Below are 1,784 nucleotides of genomic sequence, written 5' to 3' on the forward strand. Positions count from 1 at the left end.
ATCTATATCCTAGGGGCGGGGCCGGCGGGCATGGCGGCTGCCTATCGCTTGACCCAGCTAGGCTTCCCCGTGGTGGTGGTGGAACGAGAAGACAGGGTCGGGGGCCTGGCCAAAAGCATTCGCTACCAGGGGTTCATTCTCGACTATGGCCCGCACCGGTTTTTTACCAAGATCCCAGCGGTGCTGGAGCTGTGGAACCGGGTTTTGGGATCCGAACAGGTGACTGTCCGGCGGCTTACCCGCATCTACTACCGCAAGCAATATTTTCAGTACCCCATCCAAGCTTGGGAAGTCCTGCGCAAAGTTGGCTGGTGGGAAAGTCTGCTCATTGTCCTTTCCTACCTCTGGGCCCAACTCATCCCCCGCCCAGCTCCCCAGAACTTTGCCGACTGGGTCAAAGGAAAATTCGGCAGCCGGCTTTTTCAGATGTTCTTCAAAGGCTACACGGAAAAGCTGTGGGGGATCCCTTGTACCGAAATCAGCGCCGATTGGGCTGCCCAGCGCATCAAAGGTCTCAGCCTTGGGCAAGCCATCCGCAAGGCCCTGGGGTGGAAGCGCGGCTCTGTCAAATCACTGATTGACCAATTTCAGTTTCCTCGCCTGGGATCCGGTCAGCTCTACGAAAAAATGCAGGAGTTTTTGCTGGCCGAGGGTCAAGAAGTTTGGCTAAATACGGAGGTCATCGCCCTTAGGCAGGAGGGATCCCGGATTGTCGAGCTGCAACTGCGCCATCTTCAGGATGGAAGGGAAACATGGGTCTCCCCCTCCCACGTCATCTCTTCGATCCCTCTGACAGTGTTGGTGCAGAGCCTGCGGGAACTGCCTCCCCCAGAAGTGCTGCAGGCAGCCCGCAACCTCAAGTTTCGCAACACGGTTTTGGTTTACTTGATTGTGGAGGGATCCCAGCTTTTCCCCGACAACTGGCTGTATATCAACGACCCAACAGTGCAGGTTGGTCGGGTAACCAACTTTGCCAATTGGTCACCGGCTATGCTCCCCAACCGGGAACAAACCCCCTTGTGCTGTGAGTATTGGTGCAACTTTGGGGATCCCTTGTGGCAAGCCCCTGAGGAGGAATTGCTGACTTTGGCTGAGAAGGAGCTACGCCAAATTGGCCTGCTGCAAGGCCAGAAGATCTGCGGCGGCTTTGTGGTGCGCCTGCCCCGCACCTATCCTATCTATGCCGGCAGCTACAAAGAAGATCTAGCCATTTTGCAGAGGTATCTTGGCCAGTTTGAAAACTTGCAACTGGTGGGTCGCTACGGCTCGTTTAAGTACAACAACCAGGATCACAGCTTGCTGATGGGCCTATTGGCGGCGGAAAACGTCCTCCGCCCCGGCAGCCACGATCTCTGGCAGGTGAACTCCGATGACGATTACCAAGAAGAGATCAAAGTGCCACCCCCACCTGCGAAGGTCCGGCGATGAGCTTCTCTCTTAGCCATCTGTTGCGGCAAAGCCGGCAGCGTCTTGCCCCTTTCTCTATCCAGGTTCTGCTGCCAAGCTTAGCCTTGACAGGGTTGCAGATCTTCTTAATCTCCCTTTGGAGCCAGGAGGATGACTATGCTTCCATCTTCAAGGGTTTAACCCAGTGGGATAGCCATTGGTATTTGGGGATTGTGCGGCAGGGCTATCAGTTTGTCGGCTTTGACAAGATTGCCTACGAGCAGAGCAATGTGGCCTTCTTTCCTGGCTACCCTCTGGCCGTTATTGCCCTCAGCCGCTTGTTGCGGGTTGAGCCTGAGTTAGGGCTTTACCTGACCGCCCAGCTCTTTTGCTGGCTG

At 55.8% G+C, this 1,784-nt stretch carries 1 protein-coding gene and 1 pseudogene; both read left to right on the forward strand.

Annotated elements, in window-relative coordinates; all coding sequences use genetic code 11:
* On the forward strand, positions 1–1,428 hold a 1,428-nt coding region (locus NW863_RS10730), incomplete at its 5' end, for an NAD(P)/FAD-dependent oxidoreductase (RefSeq protein WP_414366282.1).
* Positions 1,425–1,784: pseudogene (locus tag NW863_RS10735) on the forward strand (hypothetical protein); the annotation flags it as partial. The gene NW863_RS10730 and the pseudogene NW863_RS10735, both read left to right, overlap by 4 nt.

The organism is Synechococcus sp. B60.1, assembly GCF_047462555.1.
Taxonomy (GTDB): Bacteria; Cyanobacteriota; Cyanobacteriia; order Thermostichales; family Thermostichaceae; genus Thermostichus.